Raw genomic sequence first — 18,602 nt, 5'->3', positions numbered from 1 at the left:
GTGCCCGGACGCCAGAACGGCCGCTGGTCGGCGAGGCGTTCGGCGATCTGCCGGTCGTCCGCCTGATCACGTGTGTCGTCCGCTCCGTCACGTGTGTCGTCCCTTTGCGTACCCGAAGACCTCCGGACTAGGAATTCACCGGTCGAACCCCGCTCCGTCACCCCAAAGCGACCTGCGGTGATCACCATGGAACCGTGGAACTGCTGGAGTCCGTCACCGGGCTGCTCGAGGGCACGCTCGGATCGCCCTGGCTTTGGGTGATCGTGTTCCTCGTGTCCGGGTTGGACGCGCTCCTGCCGTTCATGCCGAGCGAGACCACCGTCATCACCGTCGCCGTCCTGATCGGCACGGATTTCCCGCGCCTGGCGCTGCTCGCGCTGATCGCCGCGCTCGGGGCCTGGCTGGGCGACTGTCTCGGCTACACCGTCGGCGCCGCCGCGGGCCCGAGGGCACTCGCCCGCCTGCAACGCGGTCCGGATGGGGTCCGGCGCTACGAATGGGCGAAGATCCAGGTGCGGCGCAACGCCGTCCTGCTGATCCTCGCCGCCCGCTACCTGCCCGGCGGCCGCGTCGCGAGCGGGCTCGCCAACGGCAGCCTCGGCTACCCGCCGCGCAAGTTCGTCCCGCTCGACGCCCTCGGCGCGGGCATCTGGGCGGTGTACAGCGTCCTGATCGGACTCGTCGGCGGAGCGGCCTTCGCGAACGAGCCGGAGAAGGGCCTTCTGCTGTCCTTCGCGCTCGGCTTGCTGCTGGTCGCGGCGATCGAGATCGGGCGGCGCGTCCGGGTCCGCATCCTGACCCGGCGCCGCGCGGCGGCCGGGACCAGCGACAATGGTGTGCGTGTCGAACCCTGAACGTCGCTATGTGATCTCCTTCGGCTGCCCTGACCGCACCGGCATCATCGCCCGTATCTCGGGTTTCCTCGCCGAGCACGGCGGTTGGATCGTCGAAGCCGCGTATCACACGGACCCGGACACCGGCTGGTTCTTCACCCGCCAGGTCGTGCGCGCCGATTCGCTCCCGTTCGACGCCGCCGAACTGCGTACGCGCTTCGCCGAGGTCGCGAAGTCACTTTCGGACGAGTCGAGCTGGCAGGTCAGCGACACCGGCGAACGCCGCCGCGCGGTGATCCTCGTCTCCAAGGCCGGGCACTGCCTCTACGACCTGCTCGGCCGGGTCGCGTCCGGGGAGCTGGACGTCGACGTCGCCGCCGTCATCGGCAACCACGCGTCGCTGGGCGACATCACCCGCGCCCACGGCATCCCGTTCCACCACGTCCCGTTCCCCGCCGGCGACCCCGCCGCCAAGGCGTCCGCGTTCGCCGAAGTGCGGAAACTGGTCGACGAGCACGACCCGCACGCCGTCGTCCTCGCGCGGTTCATGCAGGTCCTGCCGCCGGAGCTGTGTGAGGCATGGGCCGGGCGGGCGCTCAACATCCACCACAGCTTCCTGCCGTCGTTCGTCGGCGCGCGGCCGTATCACCAGGCCCACGCGCGCGGGGTGAAACTCATCGGCGCGACCTGCCATTACGTCACCGCCGACCTCGACGCGGGTCCGATCGTCGACCAGGACGTCATCCGCGTCGACCACGGCGACTCGGTCGAGGACATGGTCCGCAAGGGCCGCGACATCGAGAAGGTGACGCTGGCACGCGGGCTCCGGTGGCATCTGGAGGGCCGTGTGCTGGTGCACGGGAACCGGACTGTCGTGTTCTAGCGGTTCACTGGGTTCATGGGGACCTCAGAGATCAAAGTGATCGAGACGCACGAAGCGCTGCGTGAGCATCTCGGCCATCCGGCCGAGCGGACCAAGGGGAAGATCATCCCCTTCCTCGATCCGCACGCGCGCACGCTGATCGAGCACTCGCCGTTCTACCTGCTGGCGACGGCGTCGTCCGACGGGACCTGTGACGTCTCCCCGCGCGGCGACCCGGCCGGTTCCGTGAAGGTGCTCGACGACAAGACGCTGGTGCTGGCGGACAGGCCGGGCAACAAACTGCTCGACAGCCAGACCAACATCCTCGAAAACCCGCATGCCGGGCTGCTGTTCCTGGTGCCGGGGATGAACGAGACCCTGCGGATCAACGGCCGCGCGAAACTGGTCGCGGACGCGCCGTTCTTCGACGACCTCGTGGTCAAGGGGAAGCGGCCCGCGCTGGCGATCCTGGTCGAGGTCGAAGAGCTGTACATGCACTGCGCCAAGGCTTTCCTGCGGTCGTCGCTGTGGAAGCCGGAGACGTGGCCGGAGCGGTCCAGCCTGCCGACGGCGGGTCAGATCTTCCGTGACCAGATGAAGCTGGACATGTCGGCGGAGGCGCTGGACGCCGCGCTGACCGAAGGCGCGCTCACGACGCAGTACTGAGCTGAAGGACGCCTTCCTCGCATGAGATGCGGGGAAAGCGTCCTTCGCTTCAGGGTCAGACGCGAACCAGCATCTTGCCGGTGTTCGCCCCGCCCAACAGATCGAGGAACGCCTGCGGCGCGTTGCGGATACCGTCCACAATGGTCTCCGAGTACTTCAGCTGCCCGGACGCGACCAGCGGAGCGACCTCCTGCACGAACTGCGGCTGCAGCGCGTAGTGGTCGCCGACCAGCATGCCGCGCATGGTGAACCGCTTCGCGATGATCGACGCGAGATTGCGCGGCGCCGCGGCCGGTTCGGTGTTGTTGTAGACCGAGATCATCCCGCAGATCGCCATGCGGCCGTGCAGGTTGATCGAGTCGATGGCCGCTTCGAGGTGCTCGCCGCCGACGTTGTCGAAGTACACGTCGATACCTTCGGGCGCCGCCGCGCGCAGCTGCTCGATCACCGGGGAGTCCTTGTAGTTGAACGCCGCGTCGAAGCCCAGCTCGTCGGTCAGCCATTTGACCTTGTCGTCCGTGCCCGCGCTGCCGATGACCCGCTTCGCGCCCTTCAGCTTCGCCAGCTGGCCGACGACGGACCCGACGGCGCCAGCCGCGCCCGACACGAAGACGGTGTCGCCCTCCTTGAACTCCGCGACCTCGAGCAGCCCGGCGTACGCGGTGAGCCCGGTCATGCCGAGGACGCCGAGGTACGCCGTGACCGGGGCGGCCTCCGGGTCGACCTTCACCGCGTGCTTCGCGGCGACGACGGCGTGCGAACGCCAGCCGAGGCCGTGCAGCACGATGTCACCGGGCTTGAAATCGTCCACGGTGGACTCGAGCACTTCACCGACGGCGCCGCCGTGCATCACCTTGCCGACCTCGTACGGCTCGGCGTAGGACTTCGCGCTGCTCATCCGGCCGCGCATGTACGGATCCACGCTCAGCACCTGGTTGCGGACCAGGATCTGCCCCTCGCCGGGTACCGGGATCTCGACGTCGGCGATCTCGAAATTCTCCAGCGTCGGGACACCGTGCGGACGGGAGGCGAGCCGGATCTCGGTTGCGTTCACGAGGTAACTCCAAGTCTGTTGCCGAAGCGGGGCGATCGCCCCGTATTCACGTGGGGTACAACGAGGGAACCGGGGCGCCCATTCCGGTTGTGGCGAGCGCTACACGACCTCGGCGAGCTTGCCGAGCACGCCCTCGTAGATCCGCTTGAGCCCACCGGGCGCGAAGGTCTTCTCGAAGAAACCGCCGATACCGCCCGCGCCGTCCCAGCTGGTCTCGATGCGGACGAGGCTGCCGCCCGGCACCTCACGGACGGTCCAGGTGGTGACCATGCTGGAGTTCGCGTCGGTCTCGACGAGGGTGCCTTCGGCGGGCTCCGTCACCGTCGCGGCGACGTCACGCACGCGCTTCGACGTCGCCTGCAGCTTCCAGCGCGCCTTCGTGCCCGCGCCGACGCCGCCTTCGGTGACCTCGTAGTCGCGGTAGTGCTCCGTCAGCAGCTTCGGCCGGGTTTCGGCGTAGTCCGCGACGAGCGCCCTGACCTTGTCCGCCGGCGCCTCGATGGTGCGCTCCGCGACGGCCGTGACCTTTCCCATCCCACTCCCTTTCACCCGTGTTGCAACGACAGCGTCCACGATTCCACCGCTGCTCGCAGGGGGAACGGGCGGCCCCTCGCGCGAGCACGGCGGCGAAGGCGGCACAGGGCTGGGCACCGTGTTGCGAAAGCCACTTTCGCAACGTTGAAGGTTGCGAAAGTGGCTTTCGCAACCTCGGGGCCGCCACTCGGGAGCCGCCGCTCGGGAGCCACCATGCGCGGAAGGCGCCCCGATGCGACGAAGGGGCCTTTCACGGCGAATTTCGCCATGAAAGACCCCTTCGGCTCACTTGCGAAGAGCCTCAGATGAGGGACTTCTCCTTCAGCCACTCCTTCGCGACGTCGGCCGGCTTCTCGCCGTCCGAGTCGACGCGCTTGTTCAGCTCGCGCAGCTGCCCGGTGTCGAGCGCCTTGCTCACCGCGTTGACGGCGGCCGCGAAGTCGGCGCCGCGTTCGTCGAGGACCTTCTTGTTCACCGCGGGCACGACGTTCTCGGTCGGCACGATGGCGAGGTCGTCCTCCAGCGCCACGAACTGCGGGTCGCCGACGAGCGGGCTCACCGAGTCGACCGGGATGACGGTGACCTTGCCGGACCGCAGCTGTTCGACGCGCGGGCCCGCCTCCTGCACCGTCTGGAACGTGGCCTTCAGTTTGTAGACGTCGGTGAAGCCCTTGAAGCAGGGAAGCCGCTCCGCGCACTCAGGAGCGCCGGCGACGGTGATGTCACCGACCTTGGCCAGATCGCTGATCTTCGCCAGCCCCTTCTCCTTGGCGAGATCGGCCTTCACGATGTAGGTGTTCTTGTTCTCCGCCGGCGAGTAGTCCAGCAGGCCGATGCCGGACGGCTCGAACAGCTTCTTGAGCTGTTCGTGCTCGCCCGCCGCGTCCTTCGCGGCCTCCTTGCCGAAGCCGGTGCTGATGGCGGCGCCCTGGTACTCCGGGACGAACTGGAGCTCGCCGGACTTCAGTGCCGGGTACATCAGCTCGCGCGAACCGAGGTTCAGCTTGCGGGCGATCGGATAACCCTTGGCCTCCAACGCGTTCGCGTACAGCTCGGCGAGGATCACGCTGTCGGTGAAGTTGAACGAGGCGACCACGATCGGCGCCCCGCCTTTGCTCTGCGCGGCCGGGGCCGCCGCTTCGTCGCCACCCCCACAGGCGGTCATACCGAGGACGGCGGCGGCGAGCACCGCGCCCACTCGAACATTCCGTGTCCAGCGCACGTGCACACTCCTATGACTCGTTCAGAGGAATGGACAGTATCTCCGGGTCACGACAGAATCCACATTTTGAGAGTTGCGCCCCTTGCGCTCCCAGAGAACGGAATCCGACACCCCGAACGGGGTAAGGTCGGCCGGTGCGAGCCTCTTCCGTGTTCCCCGTTCCCGCCCAGGGTGGACGGCCGCTCTTCGAATGGCGGTGGGTGGACCGCCACCTCGACGAGATCTTCGAGCGGCTCGGTGAGCACGTCACCCTGACCGCGGCGGCGCTCGCCATCGGACTGGTGGTTTCGATCGGTGTTTCCGCGATTTCGCTGCGTCGCCGGTGGTTCTACGTGATCGCGCTGGGCGCGGCCGGTTCCTTGTACGTCATTCCGAGTCTCGGCGCCTTCGCCGTTCTGGTTCCCTTCACCGGCTTGACGTCCTTCACCACAGCGGTGATCCCGTTGGCGACGTACACGTTGCTGATCCTCATCCGCAACATCGTCACCGGCGTCGAACAAGTACCCAAGGAAGTCCGCGAAGCCGCGATAGGCATGGGTTTCACCCGTTCGCGGTTGCTGTGGCAGGTCGAACTCCCGCTCGCGCTGCCGGTGGTGATCGCGGGCCTGCGGGTCGCGGCGGTCACCACGATCGGGCTCGTGACGGTGACTTCCATGCTCGGCAAGGGTGGCCTCGGGTACTTCATCCGCAACGGTATCCAGACCGCGACACCGAACCCGACGTCGATCATCGTCGGCGTCGTGCTTTCCGTGGTACTGGCCGTGGTGGTGGATCTGCTGCTGTGGCTCGGTGGGCGCGCCCTCGCGCCGTGGTCGCGGAAGGCGGCGTCGCGATGAGCATCATCGATCAGACCATCGAGTGGTTCGGCGAACCGAACCGCTGGAGCTGGACGGATCCGGCGGGCGTGCCGTACCGGACGGTCGAACATCTCCAGTTCTCCTTGCTGGCCTTGGCGATCTCGGCCGTGCTGACGATCCCGCCCGCGTTGTGGCTGGCGCATTACCGCCGCGCGCAGTTCCTCGCGACGAGCGCGGTGAACATCGGCCGCGCGATCCCCAGCTTCGGGCTCGTGATCCTGTTCTGGTTCCTGGCTTCCCGGCTCGAAGCCGACACGACGTTCTGGCCGTTGATGCTCGCGCTGGTGGCCTTGGCGCTGCCACCGTTGTTCACCAACACCTACGCGGGCGTCATCCAGCTGGAGCAGGAAACCGTCGACGCCGCGCGCGGAACCGGCTACCGCGAGTGGCAGATCATGTTGCGCCTGGAGTTGCCGCTCGCGTCACCGGTCATCCTCGCGGGTGCCCGCGTCGCGTTCCTGCAACTGGTGGCGACGGTCGCGATCGGCGCGATCGTCAACGACGGCGGCGGGCTCGGACGGTACATTGTGGACGGTTTCGCCCTCGGCGATCCCGGCCACGGCGAGATCCTGGCGGGTGGCATCGCGGTCGTCGTACTGGCTTTGGTGTGCGAAGGCGTTTTCGCGCTCGTCACGCGTTGGGTGACTCCGCGCGGGCTGGCTATCCAGTCCCGCGCGGATGCCCGTACCTAGTCCAGTGTCGTCAGGTCGTTGAAGTACGAATCGCGCAGCACGGCGATCAACGCGGTGACCTCGGGCCCCAGCGGCCGATCCTCCGTGAGCGGTGGAACGAGTCCGCCCAGCCACTCGTAAGCGGCACGGAGCCGAGGCGAACCCTCCCCGGGCGCCAGGAATCGCGCCTGCGAACCCGTGATCAGCTCGCAGGCGGTGATGGCGAACATCCGCGCGCAAGCGTCACGGAGCTGGTTCCCCGCCGCCCAGGCGAACGCCTGCACATCCTCCTGCCCACCGGACGTGTCGACGGAACCCAACGTCGCGGGCGTGGCCAGCCGCCGCAACGCGTGCAGCTCCCCCACCGCGCGTTTGTGCAAGGGGACCAGCCCCGCCTGCGGCCCCGGATCCACCGCGAGCTGCGCGGGAAGACCGCTGAACCGCTCGTCGAGCAACCGGTGCGTCCGCTGCACGCTCACTTCGCCGAGATGCGCCAGCGCCGCCGTCACCGCGTCCATCCGCAACCCGAGCTCGACGGCGTGGAACCCCGTGGTGGACACGAATTCACCGTCGAGAAAGGCAGGCGAGTCCGTCGGCGCCGACCGCCGCAGGACATCGCCAAGCTCGCCGTTCACCCGCGTCAGGTGAGCGATCGCACGCGGCGCGACGCGCACGGAGACCGGCGCCTGGACGACTCCCGGGCGAACGGTTGCGCTGTCGAGCAAGCCGCCGATTTCGTACAGCACCGACTCCAGCACCTGGTCGTCTCCCGCCAGCGCGGGACGATAGACCGCTTGCGGCGCACCGAGGACGTCGATCGCGATCGCGGCGGCCAGCGTCTGGAGGTCCACCACCTGCTGGACTTCGGTCCGCGCGAAGGCGGCGAGCGTCTCCGCCAGGGGCGAGCCCTGGATGAGGGTCGCGGCCTCTTTGAGACCCGGCTCGTACGGCTCCGCCAGCACCTCCGACGCGGGTGTCTCGACGCCGTCCACCAGCACGGTCCCGACGCCGAGGAAGGTCTGGAAGGCGTGCGCCAGCGGGATGATCTCGCCGGCGCTGCCCAGCCCCGTCCGCGGCACGGCGGGGGTGAACCCCTCGTTCAGCCGGTCGACGAGGAAGGTCACCAGCTTCGGGCTCGCGCCCGCCTCGGGCGCGAGCAGATCCCGCAGGCGAACCAGCAGCAGCCACCGCACTTCCTCGGCCGACAGCCAGGGCGGGCCGCCGACGGCACGGCCGATCAGCAGGTTCCGCTGGTGCGCGCTCGACGCGGGCGCGGCGACCCCCGCGAGCCGCCCCATCCCGGTGTTCACGCCGTAGACGGGGCGCTCGGTCAGCGCGGCGAGGACGCGGGCACGGTTCTCACCGATGGCGGCGAGCAGCGCGGCGTCGATCTCCAGGAATTCGGCCTCGAAGGCCGAAACCAGCGGGAAGTCCTTTGTGGACAGCCTCACTCGACGGGACGCGCGAGCCCGTCGATCACCTCGGCGCCGGGCAGGGATGCGAGGACCGGGCCGGGGATCAGCAGTTTGCCGCCGCGGATGCCGCTGCCGATGACCAGTTCGGGTTCGTCCGCGACACGCTGGTCGATCAGGATCGGCCACTCCGCGGGGAGACCGACCGGCGTGATGCCGCCGTACTCCATTCCGGTGAGCGAGACGGCCTCGTCCATCGGGGCGAAGGAGGCCTTGCGGACGTCGAGACGGCGCTTGATCACGCCGTTCACGTCGGCACGGGTGGTGGCGAGGATCATCGCGGCGGCGAAGCGGACCTCGCCGGCGCGTTTACCGGCGACGACGACGCAGTTCGCGGACGCGGAAAGCGGTGAACCGTACGCCTCGCAGAAGGCGGCGGTGTCGGCCAGCTCGGCGTCGATCTCGACGACGCCGACGGCGTCCGGATCGGGCAGGGCGGCGAGCGCCTTGGCGACGGGCTCGGCGAGCAGATCCGGGCGGGTGAGGGCGGGGACGACGGTGAGGCTTCCGGCGATGGTCCAGTCAGTCACAGGGCCACCTTAATCACCAGTTACGGCCGCCGCGTTGCACCTCGATGAGCTTGGGGCGGACGTCCACGAGGTAGACCAGGACCGCGACCAGCGCGGGCAGCCACAGGATCATGCCGCCGCCGTAGAACTGGAAGAACGTCAGCACCACGGTGGACCCACCGGTGATGAGCATCCAGATGGGTTTGGTCTTCCGATCGGCGGCCGAATACGCGTCCGCACGCTGCAACAACGCGTGCACGAACGCGAACAGCCCCGTCAGCGCGCCGCCCCAATGGATGGCGATGAGGATCCAGGTGGCAACGAACACGAACTCAGCTTACGTCAAACCGGGCGAATGACCCGGGCCCCCGGCACCGATGGGGTGCCAGGGGCCCGGGAATTCACGCGGACCTTACTTCTCGGTGGTCTTCGGCGCGGTGGCCGGCTTCTTGGCGGCCGGGCTGGAGGTGGTGCGGCGCGCGGTGGCCGTGGTCTTCGGCGCGGTCTTGTTGGCGACCTTGCGCGAAGCCGAGCGGGTCTCGTGCGCGAGGTCGTCGCCGATCTCCTCGACCTCGTCGGCGATCTCGCCTGCGACCTCGGTCACCTTGCGGGCGGTCTTCTCGCCCGCCGAGCGGGTGCCCTTGGTGACCTTGCCGAGCACGGTGTCGATGCGCTCACGGGCGTCGGTGGTCGCACCCTCGACGCGGTCCTGCGCGGTGCTGATCGCGTCTTCGAGCTGCTCGATGGCCTTCTTGACCTGCGGCTGCGCGGCGATCTTGTCCCACGCCTGCTCACCGGACTCGGCCAGCTTGTTGTACAGCTTCAGCGCGGCCTCGGTGTACTCGTCGATGACCTTGCGCAGCTCGGCCGGGTCGAGCTTCTCGCGGAGGCCCTCGACGTCGTGCGGGAGCTCTTCGATGTTCTTGCGGGCGGTCTCGCTGCCCTCGACGACCTTCTCCTTGGCCTTCGACACGGCGTCGACGACGGCCTGGCCCGCCAGGTTGCCGGCGCCCAGCGCGGCCAGCAGCGGCGTGCGGACCTGGTCGAGGGCGGTGTGCTTGCGTTCGGTCTTGGTGGCCGTGGTCATGCTGACTCCTTGGTTTCGGTGGCTTCTGTTTTCGCCTCGGCCGCCTGCTCGGGTTTCGCGGCGGCGTTCTCGCGGCGGAACGATTCGTAGACGTCGAGCAGGACCTGCTTCTGCCGTTCGGTCAGCTCGGTGTCGGCGCGGATCGCGTCGCCGACCGGGCCACCTGTCGGCAGATCGAGGATTCCCGCTTGCACGTAGAGCGCCTCGGCCGAGATACGCAGGCCCTTGGCGATCTGCTGCAGGATCTCCGCGCTGGGTTTGCGGACCCCGCGCTCGATCTGGCTCAGGTACGGATTGGACACGCCGGCGAGTTTCGACAGCTGCCGCAAGGAGATCTTCGCGTTGCTGCGCTGCTGGCGGATGTACTCGCCGATGTCGGAAGCGATGTCCGCGACCTTCTCCATCGGTCCGCCCGATGTGGGCTGATCCCGGTCGGTGTCTGACATCGGTCACCTCCTCGCGACGTCTTCAACGCTACGCCCGAGTGCTAGCAATTGCAAGCACTCTGCTTGCAACCATCGGGTGTGTTGGTGCTCACCCCGCTACCGTGGAGGGATGTCGAACGCCACGCGGCTGCGGCGGCGCCTCGTCGAGCACCTGCTCGCCGAGGGCGTGCTGCACGACGCGCGCTGGATGACCGCGTTCCGCTCCGTGCCGAGGCACGTCTTCCTGCCGCGGTTCTTCGTCCCGGCGGCGAACGGCTGGGCCGCGGTCGAGCACGGCGACGAAGACTGGCTCAAACGCGTCTACTCCCCGGACGTGCTGGTCGTCCAGCTGGACGACGATTCCGGGCTCTGGGAACGGGCGCGCTATCTCGGCGCGCAGCCGGGAACGCCGACGAGTTCGTCCAGCCAGCCGTCGATCATGGCGATCATGCTCGAAGAGCTCCGGGTCGCCGACGGACATCGCGTACTGGAGATCGGCACGGGCACCGGGTACAACACCGCGTTGCTGTGCCATCGGCTCGGTGCCGGGCTGGTGTACACAGTGGACATCGACCCGGACCTCGTCGACGCCGCGCGCAAACGGCTCGCGGAGATCGGGTACGTGCCTTCGTGCGCGGCCGCCGACGGCGCCGAAGGCTTCCCGGCGGGAGTGCTCTACGACCGGGTGATCTGCACCTGTTCGGTCTCGTCGATCCCGCCCGCGTGGCTGGCGCAGACGATGCCGGGCGGGCTGATCCTCACCACGCTGAACCGGCCGATCGGCGGCGGGCTCGTCCGGATCGTCGCGGGCGAAGGCGCGACAGGACGCGGGCGGGTGCTCGCGCGCGACGGGCGCTTCATGCCGCTGCGCGCGCACCGGTTCAAGCAGTCGAAGACGCCGGACGGGGCCGTCACCTGGCGGCCGACGCGGCTGCCGATGGGGGTGATCACCGAGGTCCGCAGCCGGTTCGAGTTCTTCGCCGGGCTCTGCCTCCCGGGTGTGACGGCCTCGCGGGACGGTCAGAGCACCGTCTTGGTTCATCCGGACGGCTCATGGCTGCGCCATCGGCAGGCGGGCGACGGGTTCGAAGTGGCCGAAGGCGGCCCGCGGCGGCTGTGGGAGAGCGTCGAAGCCGCGTACGAGGAATGGCTCGGCCTCGGTGAGCCGGGGCGGGACCGGTTCGGGCTCAGCCTCGACGGGGAAGACCAGGTGATCTGGCTGGATTCACCCGATGGCCGCACTTGGCCGTTGAGCCCCTGAAAGCAGGCCTCGCACCCACTTCTCGACGTGGTCGACGGCGTCTTCGACCGGGATGTGGGTGGTGTCGAACAGCTCGACCGGCGGCTCCATCGCGGGCGCTTCCGCTTGCAACCACGCGTTGAACTCCAGCATCTCCTCGACGCGCTCCTCGTCCCACTCGCGCCAGGCGGGCCGCGCGAGCAAACGCTTGCGCAACGCTTCGGGCTCGCTGACGAGCGCCAGGTAATGGATGTCGGAGAAGAAGACACGCTCGGGCAACCGCTCGAACTCGGGCGGCGCGACGGTGCCGCACAGCACGACCGGCCGCCCGTTCTGGTGCAGCATCGCCGCCATCCGCAACCAGGTCGAACGGAACGCGGGATGACCGGGGACGTCGTCGCGCAAGGCCCCGGTCCACAGCACGTCCTGCTCGACCACGAGCGCGAGATCGCCGAGTCGTCGCGCCAGGAGCGGCCCGACCGTCGACTTGCCCGCCCCGCTCGGACCGGTCAGCGCGAACAGCGGAAGGCGCCGGAACGGCCACCGGTGCGCGCATACCGCGCACACCAGCAGCCCGCTCTCGACTCGTGGCCGTTCGGCGCGATCGCCGCAGGCCGGGCAGATCTTGAGATCGAGGACCACGGTCAGTCGAAGAGGCCTTCGAGGAAGCCACCCTTGCGACGCTTGTGTCCATAGCCGTGCGGAGAGTCCGCGTACCCGCCGCGGTAACCCTTGGGCGAGTCGGCGTAACCACCCCGGTAGCCCTTCGGCGAGTCCGCGTAGCCGCCGCGATGCGGCCGCGGGGAGTCCGGCCGTCCGTAATGCGGAGCCGGCGCGTGTCCACCTCCCTGATACGGCGGAGGCGGCTGATGCCCGCCGTAGTACGAGCTCTCGGCGTTGGTGATGGCTTCCAGCTCACCCCGGTCCAGGAAGATGCCGCGGCATCCCTGGCACTGGTCGATGTGGATGCCGTTCTTGTCGACGGTCTTCATGGCGTTCTGGCACTTCGGACAAATCACGTATCAGAGATTACGCATTTTTCTCCCGCGAGGTCAGCAGGCGCACAGACAAAACGGGTGTCCCGCCGGATCCGCGTACACCCGGAAGGTCTCCGGCGAGTCGTCGAGCAGCTTCGCGCCGATGGCCAGCGCGCGCTCGTGAGCCGCCTCCATGTCGGTGACGTCGAGGTCGACGTGCGCCTGCTGCGGATTCTCGGCGGACGGCCACGCGGGCGGCCGGTGGTCCGGCACGCGCTGGAACGAGAACCGCGCGCCGCCCTCCGGGTTCCGCAGGGTCACCCAATGGCCGTCTTCGGCGACTTCGGCCGCCTTCCAGTCGAGCAGCTCGCGATAGAACTCCGCCAGCGCGACCGGATCAGGGCAGTCGAGAGCCACCGCGCCGAAGGTCGGTACCGCACCCATGGGTCAGCCTCCAGAATGATCGAGTAACCAGTGAAACGAGTATGCGGGTTATCAAAGCCGATGACAACCGGTCTCGCCCGTACACTTGGCGGGGTGAACACCGACGCGTCCCTGGTGGTCGAGTTTCTGAACACGGTGAACGTCGAACGCGGCACCGACCTCCTGGACGAGCTGGAGTCCTGGCAACGCTGGGCCCGAGATCACCGGCTGCGAGCGGATACCCCCGCGGCCGCGCGCGAAACCCGGGACGCCCTGCGGGCCGCGATCGGCGACCCGCGGCTCCCCCGCCTCGGCCTGCGCGCGCCGGCGGAGATCGTCCTCGGCGCCGAAGGCCCGCTCCTGGTCTCGGAAACGGTCTGCGAGGCGGTGCTGGCGGCTTCGACCCGGCTGACCGTGCTCGGCGAATGGATCCGGCTCAAGATCTGCCCGGCGGACGACTGCCTGTGGGCGTTCTACGACGAATCGCGGAACCGGTCGAGGACGTGGTGCTCGATGCGGGCCTGCGGGAACCGCGAAAAGGCGCGGGCCTGGCGCGCCCGGACCGCGGACATCTCGACCTGACCCGCGGCCCGGACTGAGGTGCGGCGTGGGCTGAAAGCATCCTTCAGCCCCGCTCGACCCATGACCCGCCGGACCCGAACGACCACAACTTCTGGTGTCACCCACCCCCGAGTTACCCCCAGGGGTTGTGCACACCGTTAGGCCAAAAACGTGAAAAGCTGTGGATAACCCTGGGGATGACTCCACTTCCTGTGGACAACTCCCGGTGCGGCCTCCGGAGTGTGGTATAGGCGCGGCCGCTCAGAAGAGCAGCTGCGCGACCGTGTAGATGACGAGGCCGGCGAGCGCGCCGACCACCGTGCCGTTGATCCGGATGAACTGCAGATCCCGGCCCACCTGGAGCTCGATCTTGCGCGAGGTCTCCTCGGCGTCCCAGCGCTCCACCGTGTCGGTGATGATCGTGGTGATCTCCTTGGAGTAGTGCGTGACGACGTAGGCCGCCGCGCCCTCCACCCAAGTGTCCACTTTGGACCTGATGTGCTCGTCGGAGACCAGCCGCTCCCCGAGCGTCTCGAGGCCCGTGCGCACGCGGCGCCGCAGCTCGCTCGACGGGTCCTCGGCGGCGTTGAGCAGCATCTCCTTCGCCGTCGCCCAGGCCGAACCGATCAGCTTCTGCACCTCGTCGTGCCCCAGCATCTGGGACTTGACCTGCTCGGCGCGCGCCATCACCTCGGGGTCGGTCTGCAGATCCTGGGCGAACTCGCCGAGGAACTTGTCCAGCGCCAGCCGCATGGGGTGGTTGACGTCGGTCTTCACCGCCCAGACGAACGACAGCACCTCGCCGTAGACCTTGTCCGCGAGCATCTCGTCGACGAATTTCGGCGACCAGCTCGGCGCCCGGTCCGACACCACGCGCAGCATCGTCGTGTGGTTGTCCCGCACCCATTCGTAGGCGCGGTCGCACATCAGGTCCACCAGCTTGTGGTGCGCCCCGTCGGCGAACACGCCTTCGAGGATCTTGCCGAGCGGCGGGCCCCACGGCTTGTCCACGATCCGCTTGACCACGGCCTGTTCCATGATCGCCTGGACGTCTTCGTCGCGGAGCACCTTGACCGCCGCCCGCACGACGGTGGCCAGCTCGGACGTCACGCGTTCGGCGTTGGCGGGCTGCGAAAGCCAGCCGCCGAGCCGTTTCGAGACCTCGACCCGGCTCAGTTTCTCGCGGACCACGGACTCGGACAGGAAGTTCGAGCCGACGAAGTCACCGAGGCTGCTGCCCAGCGCGTCCTTCTTGTTCGGGATGATCGCGGTGTGCGGGATCTTGATCCGCAGCGGATGCCGGAACAGCGCCGTCACCGCGAACCAGTCGGCGAGCGCACCGACCATCCCGGCCTCGGCGGCCGCGCGGACGTAGCCGACCCATGCGGGCCAGCCCGCGGCCTCGGCCCAGCTGGTCAGCAGGAAGATCACCGTCGCGCCGAGCAGGAACGACAACGCGACCATCTTCATCTTGCGCAGGCCGCGGCGCTTCTCCTCCTCGGCGGCGGTTCCACCGGGCGGATCGGCTGGGGTCACCTTGGCGGGCGTCAGTTGCTCCACACCGCCATTGTCCGTGAGGATGGCTGATCGTGCGCGAACCTGTCCTCGTACCCCGCCTCCAGCCCTTCACGTCGACCATCTTCGCGGAGATGACGGCACTCGCCGTCCGCCACGAAGCCGTCAACCTCGGCCAGGGTTTCCCCGACACCGACGGGCCCGCCGGAATGCTCGACGCCGCCAAGAACGCGCTGTTCGGGGGTGCGAACCAGTATCCGCCGGGTCCGGGCCGGCCCGAGCTGCGCGCGGCGATCGCGCGGCATCGGCTCCGCTACGGCGTCGAGTACGACCAGGACACGGAGATCCTGGTCACCGCCGGTGCCACCGAGGCCATCACGGCGTCGCTGATCGCGCTCACGCAGGCGGGTGACGAGGTGATCGTCATCGAGCCGTACTACGACTCGTACGCCGCCGCGGTCGCCATGGCTGGCGCCGAGCGGCGGGTCGTCGGCCTGGTGGAACGCGACGGCCGGTTCGCGCTGGACGTCGAGGGCCTTCGCGCCGCGGTGACCGGCCGGACCAGGGCGATCCTGATCAACTCGCCGCACAACCCGACCGGCACGGTGTTCACGCGCGCCGAGCTGGAAGCCGTCGCCGCGCTCTGTGTGGAGCACGACCTGATCGCGATCACCGACGAGGTGTACGAGCATCTGGTGTTCGACGACGCCGAGCATGTCCCGCTGGCGACCTTCCCCGGGATGCGCGACCGCACCGTGTCGATCTCCAGCGCGGGCAAGACGTTCAACTGCACCGGCTGGAAGATCGGCTGGGTCTGCGCGAGCCCCGAACTGGTCGCCGCGGTGAAAGCGGCGAAGCAGTTCATCACCTTCGTCTCGGGCGGCCCGTTCCAGCCCGCCGTCGCCCACGCGCTGGACCACGAACTGCCGTGGGCCGAGGAGCTGCGCACGAGCCTTCAGGGCAAACGGGACCGGCTCGCGGCAGGCCTCGCGGAGGCGGGGTTCGCCGTCCGGCCGACCGCCGGGACGTACTTCGTCTGCGCCGACGTCCGCCCGCTCGGCTTCGACGACGCCGCTGAGCTGGCTTGGGAGCTCCCCGAACGGGTGGGCGTGGCGGCCGTGCCCGTAAAGGTGTTCACCGATCACCCGGAAGAGTGGAAACACCTTCTGCGTTTCGCGTTCTGCAAACGCAACGAGGTCATCGACGAAGCCGTCACCCGGTTGCGCAAACTTCGGTGACCCGTCCGATGTTCACGCCCAGCCTCCTTTTTCGAGTGTCCGTCTGAGCCGGTCCAAACACCGTCTTCGAAGCCTGCCGACACTGGCCGGACTGATGCCCAGCTCGCCCGCGAGCTGGGCGTAGGACAGCTCCGGCCGGTGCGCGAGCAGCCGCACCAGCCGTCGATGCGAATCCGGCAGGCGATCGACCGCCGCCCAGAGCGCGCGGTCCCGTTCGGCGCGGACGACCTCGGCCTCCGGGGTCGGCTCCGGACCGGGCAGCGGACGCGGCGATTCGCGCCTGTTCCTGGTGATCATCCGGAGCGCGCGACGCCGCGCCGTGGTGGTCAGCCAAGCCACGAGCTTCGCTTCGTCACGTAGCGCGCCGGGCACGCGAAGCAGTTCCAGCCAGGCGTCCTGACAGACGTCCTTGGCGTCGGCTTCGCTCAGCCGGTAGGTCTTCAGCGCCTTGAGCACCGCCGCCGACACCGCGTTCACGTCCCACATCCCGGACCTTCCCCTCCCGGCGGCTTGCGCCCGCCGCACCGATCACCGAACGCGACTTCGACGGCACACACCGCATCCGGGATCCGGAAAAGGTCAGGTCACCGAGGATTTGAGTAGTTCCACCCGTCCCCGGATGGCCGCCGGGCACATACCGAGAGTGATCAACTTCGGTACTCCAGGCACCGGAGCCGGTTGCGTCGTTCCGCCTAACGGGCTGGATCGTTGGCGGCTGAGGTGAAACACTCCCCTCCGGTGCTAAAACTGGTGCAGCCCCGGGGGAACTGCGACCTGACCGGAAGAGACCCCAAGAAAGATCGAACTCACGCGGAAAACGTGGGTTTCAGGCGCGGACGGTGGTGATTGCTGTGAGTGGTCCGGCAGTCGTGCGCCGTCACGCCCCCACCTCCTGGAAGACCGGCACGCGAATTCTTTTCGCGGGCGGGCTCGCGCTCACCGGCTGGCTCCTCGGCGCCGTTTTGAGCACCCCGGCTTCGGCCGACGAACAGCCTCCCGTGTCGCCGGAGACCTCCGTGGTCCAGCCCGCGGACGAAGCCGGAACCGGGAAAACGACTACTCCGAACGAGTCCACTTCGGACTCCACCCCGAACGAGTCCGCGAAACCCGCTGAGCCCACCGAAACCTCGAACGAGCCCGAGGCCACTGTGGAGGACGAAGCGGTTTCGAGCACGAGTTCCGTCGAGAAGACTTCTTCTCCGGAGCCGGAAACGAAAACGGCGAAACCCCAGGCGTCCAACGGTTTGCTGGGTGGCCTCATCGGTGGCGTGCTGAACGTCGTCACGACCACGGTCGGCGGTGTCGTCGAAACCGTCGGCGGCGTCGTCGGTGTCGTCGACGGAATCGGTGACCAGGTCGTCGCACCGATCGTCACGCCGAATCCGTGCTGCACCGGCGGTCCGGCGATCCTGCCGGGCACCGGCGACATGCTCGACCCCGTCTTCGGCGGCGGCTCGGGCGAGTCGGCGGGCGGCTCGGTCACCATCGCCGTCCCGGCGAAGGCCGTCACGCAGGACGCGCCCGCCACGCCGGAGCCGCGTCCGCTCGTCCCCGCCGAGAAGCCCGTTCCGGTCGCGGCGAGCCAGAACCACCGCGTCGCACTGCCCGTCCGGGTCCAGTACGCCGCCAAGCCCGCTCCGGCCGCGCCCGCCGAGTCCGACACGCACGCGTCCCCGGACGGCGGCGGCTCGGGTGGCGGCGGCGGTGGCCTGCCGAGCGCCCCGGTGGCCCCGGTCGCGCCCACGACGACCGTCCAGCCCGGACACGACAACACCGGCGGCGGCCGCGGGCCGCTCGCCGTGCTCGACTCCGGAATCCCCGCCACGCAGCTGAAGCTCCTCGGGACCGGCTGCGACCACGAAGGCGAGCGCACCGGCCGGGAAGCCGCGCTTCCCGCCACCTCCCCCGACTGACCTGACCGGGTCGCCGGGGAGAACCACGTCCAAACCAAGATCAACTTCTGGTTTCGACGGCTGTTGAATCCTCTGGCTCAAGCCGCTTTCGCCTGCCCCTTTTTCAGGCAACCCCACTGTCTTTCCGAACGGCCGACCGCGCCCGGCCGGTTCGGATCCCGGCCCCGGCGCCGCGCTGCCCCTGCGGCGCCGGGACCAGCACCGGGTGGACTCCGGGGGCTTCTGCTCACCGCGCCGAGCAGGAGCCGGCCAAGCTCGAAGTCCGCCTGAACCGCGGGCGGTTCCCGGCACGTCGAGGGGCTGTGCCGGGTAACCGCCGCGGTGCCCGTCCCGAGGTCTCGGCCTCGGGGCGGGCCGGATAGCCGGTGCGCTGGTCGTGCGGCGCCGATGCCCTCCCTGGAGCATCGGCCGCCCCGCCGGCGCACCGGCTATTTCCGTTCCCGGCCCGGGGGTATGGCGCGGGAGAGTGGGTGGTTGCGCACCACACACCCACCCCAAAAGAGCAAAACCAGGGGCGGTGGGGAGGTGGGTCGGCCGGGAGCG

General features: G+C 68.9%; 22 protein-coding genes. 9 read left to right on the top strand and 13 right to left on the bottom strand.

The genetic code is table 11. The features are described from left to right. Positions 1-194: 194 nt before the first annotated feature. The 3 genes from ACFWIW_RS38685 to ACFWIW_RS38675 are packed head-to-tail and all read left to right on the top strand — an operon-like array spanning position 195 to position 2,361. Entirely contained in the window at positions 195-854 is a 660-nt protein-coding gene (locus tag ACFWIW_RS38685) for a DedA family protein (RefSeq protein ID WP_378373036.1), read from the top strand. Then, complete coding sequence (gene purU, locus ACFWIW_RS38680; RefSeq protein WP_240596001.1) at positions 832-1,716, top strand: formyltetrahydrofolate deformylase; 885 nt, start codon at positions 832-834, stop codon at positions 1,714-1,716. The genes ACFWIW_RS38685 and purU overlap by 23 nt, the downstream gene beginning before the upstream one ends. A gap of 15 nt (positions 1,717-1,731) precedes the next feature. Beyond that, a complete protein-coding gene (locus tag ACFWIW_RS38675) occupies positions 1,732-2,361 on the top strand; it encodes a pyridoxamine 5'-phosphate oxidase family protein (RefSeq protein WP_378373035.1) in 630 nt (209 codons plus the stop codon). A gap of 55 nt (positions 2,362-2,416) precedes the next feature. Here ACFWIW_RS38675 and ACFWIW_RS38670 read toward each other — a convergent pair whose 3' ends face one another. From ACFWIW_RS38670 to ACFWIW_RS38660, 3 genes are all read right to left on the bottom strand, one after another. Next, on the bottom strand, positions 2,417-3,415 hold the full coding sequence (locus ACFWIW_RS38670) for an NADP-dependent oxidoreductase (protein WP_378373034.1): 999 nt from the start codon (positions 3,413-3,415) through the stop codon (positions 2,417-2,419). A gap of 99 nt (positions 3,416-3,514) precedes the next feature. Further along, entirely contained in the window at positions 3,515-3,949 is a 435-nt protein-coding gene (locus ACFWIW_RS38665) for an SRPBCC family protein (RefSeq protein WP_378373033.1), read from the bottom strand. A gap of 301 nt (positions 3,950-4,250) precedes the next feature. Then, positions 4,251-5,147, bottom strand: a complete 897-nt coding sequence (locus tag ACFWIW_RS38660; RefSeq protein ID WP_378373052.1) for an ABC transporter substrate-binding protein — start codon at positions 5,145-5,147, stop codon at positions 4,251-4,253. Between the two features lie 173 nt (positions 5,148-5,320). On the opposite strand from ACFWIW_RS38660, the gene ACFWIW_RS38655 reads away from it, so the two are divergent. Both ACFWIW_RS38655 and ACFWIW_RS38650 read left to right on the top strand, forming a co-directional pair. After that, positions 5,321-6,007 carry an ABC transporter permease gene (locus tag ACFWIW_RS38655; protein WP_378373051.1) on the top strand — a complete coding sequence of 229 codons (687 nt, stop codon included), beginning with the start codon at positions 5,321-5,323 and terminating at the stop codon, positions 6,005-6,007. Then, the gene (locus tag ACFWIW_RS38650) at positions 6,004-6,720 is read left to right on the top strand and encodes an ABC transporter permease (protein ID WP_378373032.1); all 717 of its coding nucleotides are present in this window, start codon (positions 6,004-6,006) and stop codon (positions 6,718-6,720) included. Before ACFWIW_RS38655 ends, ACFWIW_RS38650 begins: the two co-directional genes overlap by 4 nt. On the opposite strand, the gene ACFWIW_RS38645 is transcribed toward ACFWIW_RS38650, so the two are convergent. The 5 genes from ACFWIW_RS38645 to ACFWIW_RS38625 all read right to left on the bottom strand — a co-directional run bounded on the left by ACFWIW_RS38645 (position 6,717) and on the right by ACFWIW_RS38625 (position 10,171). Further along, positions 6,717-8,150: an aromatic amino acid lyase gene (locus tag ACFWIW_RS38645; RefSeq protein WP_378373031.1), complete on the bottom strand. Its 1,434-nt coding sequence runs from the start codon at positions 8,148-8,150 to the stop codon at positions 6,717-6,719. The genes ACFWIW_RS38650 and ACFWIW_RS38645 overlap by 4 nt on opposite strands. Continuing rightward, complete coding sequence (locus ACFWIW_RS38640) at positions 8,147-8,701, bottom strand: YbaK/EbsC family protein (protein ID WP_378373030.1); 555 nt, start codon at positions 8,699-8,701, stop codon at positions 8,147-8,149. Before ACFWIW_RS38640 ends, ACFWIW_RS38645 begins: the two co-directional genes overlap by 4 nt. A 13-nt stretch (positions 8,702-8,714) precedes the next feature. Beyond that, the gene (locus ACFWIW_RS38635; RefSeq protein ID WP_034310520.1) at positions 8,715-9,008 is read right to left on the bottom strand and encodes a DUF2516 family protein; all 294 of its coding nucleotides are present in this window, start codon (positions 9,006-9,008) and stop codon (positions 8,715-8,717) included. Positions 9,009-9,092: 84 nt separating this feature from the next. Beyond that, positions 9,093-9,767, bottom strand: a complete 675-nt coding sequence (locus ACFWIW_RS38630; RefSeq protein ID WP_378373029.1) for a hypothetical protein — start codon at positions 9,765-9,767, stop codon at positions 9,093-9,095. Continuing rightward, positions 9,764-10,171, bottom strand: coding sequence for a helix-turn-helix domain-containing protein (locus ACFWIW_RS38625; RefSeq protein ID WP_378373050.1), 408 nt, complete (start codon positions 10,169-10,171; stop codon positions 9,764-9,766). Before ACFWIW_RS38625 ends, ACFWIW_RS38630 begins: the two co-directional genes overlap by 4 nt. A 151-nt stretch (positions 10,172-10,322) precedes the next feature. Between ACFWIW_RS38625 and ACFWIW_RS38620 the strand changes: the two genes are divergently transcribed. Next, entirely contained in the window at positions 10,323-11,453 is a 1,131-nt protein-coding gene (locus tag ACFWIW_RS38620; RefSeq protein ID WP_378373028.1) for a methyltransferase domain-containing protein, read from the top strand. On the opposite strand, the gene ACFWIW_RS38615 is transcribed toward ACFWIW_RS38620, so the two are convergent. Genes ACFWIW_RS38615 through ACFWIW_RS38605 form a run of 3 tightly spaced genes read right to left on the bottom strand, consistent with a single transcriptional unit; the run spans position 11,418 to position 12,853 of the window. Next, entirely contained in the window at positions 11,418-12,074 is a 657-nt protein-coding gene (locus tag ACFWIW_RS38615; RefSeq protein ID WP_378373027.1) for an AAA family ATPase, read from the bottom strand. The genes ACFWIW_RS38620 and ACFWIW_RS38615 overlap by 36 nt on opposite strands. A 2-nt stretch (positions 12,075-12,076) precedes the next feature. Continuing rightward, entirely contained in the window at positions 12,077-12,451 is a 375-nt protein-coding gene (locus ACFWIW_RS38610; RefSeq protein WP_378373026.1) for a zf-TFIIB domain-containing protein, read from the bottom strand. Positions 12,452-12,484: 33 nt separating this feature from the next. Next, positions 12,485-12,853, bottom strand: a complete 369-nt coding sequence (locus ACFWIW_RS38605) for a VOC family protein (RefSeq protein WP_378373025.1) — start codon at positions 12,851-12,853, stop codon at positions 12,485-12,487. A gap of 93 nt (positions 12,854-12,946) precedes the next feature. On the opposite strand from ACFWIW_RS38605, the gene ACFWIW_RS38600 reads away from it, so the two are divergent. Then, the gene (locus tag ACFWIW_RS38600) at positions 12,947-13,414 is read left to right on the top strand and encodes a CGNR zinc finger domain-containing protein (protein ID WP_378373024.1); all 468 of its coding nucleotides are present in this window, start codon (positions 12,947-12,949) and stop codon (positions 13,412-13,414) included. 240 nt (positions 13,415-13,654) lie between these two features. Here the strand turns inward: ACFWIW_RS38600 and ACFWIW_RS38595 are convergent, their stop codons facing one another. Beyond that, positions 13,655-14,953, bottom strand: coding sequence for a DUF445 domain-containing protein (locus ACFWIW_RS38595; RefSeq protein WP_240596015.1), 1,299 nt, complete (start codon positions 14,951-14,953; stop codon positions 13,655-13,657). A 29-nt stretch (positions 14,954-14,982) separates the two neighbouring features. On the opposite strand from ACFWIW_RS38595, the gene ACFWIW_RS38590 reads away from it, so the two are divergent. Next, a complete protein-coding gene (locus tag ACFWIW_RS38590) occupies positions 14,983-16,146 on the top strand; it encodes a pyridoxal phosphate-dependent aminotransferase (RefSeq protein WP_378373023.1) in 1,164 nt (387 codons plus the stop codon). A gap of 12 nt (positions 16,147-16,158) precedes the next feature. On the opposite strand, the gene ACFWIW_RS38585 is transcribed toward ACFWIW_RS38590, so the two are convergent. Next, positions 16,159-16,632 carry an RNA polymerase sigma factor gene (locus ACFWIW_RS38585; protein WP_378373022.1) on the bottom strand — a complete coding sequence of 158 codons (474 nt, stop codon included), beginning with the start codon at positions 16,630-16,632 and terminating at the stop codon, positions 16,159-16,161. Positions 16,633-16,997: 365 nt separating this feature from the next. Here ACFWIW_RS38585 and ACFWIW_RS38580 point away from each other — a divergent pair, with 365 nt between their 5' ends. Beyond that, complete coding sequence (locus ACFWIW_RS38580) at positions 16,998-18,059, top strand: hypothetical protein (RefSeq protein WP_378373021.1); 1,062 nt, start codon at positions 16,998-17,000, stop codon at positions 18,057-18,059. Positions 18,060-18,602: the final 543 nt, after the last annotated feature.

Source organism: Amycolatopsis sp. NPDC058340 (assembly GCF_042723975.1).
Classification (GTDB): Bacteria; Actinomycetota; Actinomycetes; order Mycobacteriales; family Pseudonocardiaceae; genus Amycolatopsis.
This window is presented reverse-complemented; position numbering and strand designations above follow the sequence as displayed.

Bases quoted from the DNA above. Each gene is read 5' to 3' on its own strand.
- purU (WP_240596001.1), top strand. From the start codon at position 832: ATGGTGTGCGTGTCGAACCCTGAACGTCGCTATGTGATCTCCTTCGGC.
- ACFWIW_RS38675 (WP_378373035.1), top strand. From the start codon at position 1,732: ATGGGGACCTCAGAGATCAAAGTGATCGAGACGCACGAAGCGCTGCGT.
- ACFWIW_RS38665 (WP_378373033.1), bottom strand. From the start codon at position 3,949: ATGGGAAAGGTCACGGCCGTCGCGGAGCGCACCATCGAGGCGCCGGCG.
- ACFWIW_RS38650 (WP_378373032.1), top strand. From the start codon at position 6,004: ATGAGCATCATCGATCAGACCATCGAGTGGTTCGGCGAACCGAACCGC.
- ACFWIW_RS38630 (WP_378373029.1), bottom strand. From the start codon at position 9,767: ATGACCACGGCCACCAAGACCGAACGCAAGCACACCGCCCTCGACCAG.
- ACFWIW_RS38625 (WP_378373050.1), bottom strand. From the start codon at position 10,171: ATGGAGAAGGTCGCGGACATCGCTTCCGACATCGGCGAGTACATCCGC.
- ACFWIW_RS38620 (WP_378373028.1), top strand. From the start codon at position 10,323: ATGTCGAACGCCACGCGGCTGCGGCGGCGCCTCGTCGAGCACCTGCTC.
- ACFWIW_RS38605 (WP_378373025.1), bottom strand. From the start codon at position 12,853: ATGGGTGCGGTACCGACCTTCGGCGCGGTGGCTCTCGACTGCCCTGAT.
- ACFWIW_RS38585 (WP_378373022.1), bottom strand. From the start codon at position 16,632: ATGTGGGACGTGAACGCGGTGTCGGCGGCGGTGCTCAAGGCGCTGAAG.